The sequence below is a fragment of the Flavobacterium bomense genome (assembly GCF_003970355.1).
The window spans coordinates 1-1,013 of sequence record NZ_RYDJ01000295.1 but is presented as its reverse complement, the minus strand read 5'-3'; the positions used below and the strand labels follow the sequence as shown (position 1 = coordinate 1,013).

Here is a 1,013-nt window from a genome sequence, read left to right as displayed (position 1 = left end):
AAATGATGAAAGAGAACATAATACTTGTTCTTAATTTTTTGAACCACATAAATTGTGGAGAAAATACATTGCAAGTCATCATTGACCAATACGCCCACCAGTAAGGTCCAGTAGCTCTGTTCAAGAATGCGTATTGTTCGTATTCAACTCCTGAATACCAGGCAACAAAAAGTTCAGTGATATAAGCAACACCTACGATAGAACCTGTAATCATAATTACAATATTCATTAATTCGATATGTTGAATCGTAATGTAAGCTTCAAGGTTAGATACTTTTCTCATAATGATAAGCAAAGTATTTACCATTGCAAATCCTGAGAAAACTGCTCCAGCCACAAAATATGGAGGAAAAATGGTAGTATGCCAACCTGGAATTACCGAAGTAGCAAAGTCCATAGATACAATGGTGTGTACTGAAAGCACAAGTGGCGTAGCCAAACCTGCAAGAACTAAGGAAACTTCCTCAAAACGTTGCCAGTCTTTTGCTCTTCCGCTCCATCCAAAACTCAAAATAGAATAAACTCTTTTATTGAAAGGAGTTATTGCTCTATCTCTTAACATTGCAAAATCGGGCAACAAACCTGTCCACCAGAAAACCAATGAAACCGAAAGATAGGTTGAAATTGCAAATACGTCCCAAAGTAATGGTGAATTAAAGTTTACCCAAAGTGATCCAAATTGATTCGGAATTGGAACAACCCAATAGGCTAACCAAGGACGCCCCATGTGGATGATTGGAAATAAACCTGCTTGAATTACAGAGAAAATTGTCATCGCTTCTGCAGAACGGTTAATCGCCATTCTCCATCGTTGACGGAATAATAAAAGTACTGCCGAAATCAAAGTTCCTGCGTGACCAATACCAACCCACCAAACGAAGTTAGTAATATCCCAAGCCCAACCTACAGTTTTGTTTAATCCCCAAGTACCAATACCTGTTGAAATAGTGTAAACTATACAGCCCAATCCCCAAAGGAAGGCTATTAATGCGATCGAAAATACAATCCACCAT

1 protein-coding gene is annotated in these 1,013 nt (G+C 38.2%); it reads right to left on the bottom strand.

Features of this window, described 5'->3' with window-relative positions:
• Positions 1–1,013: NrfD/PsrC family molybdoenzyme membrane anchor subunit (gene nrfD / locus EKL98_RS17425; RefSeq protein WP_126563273.1), on the bottom strand; the 1,013-nt coding region annotated here is incomplete at both ends.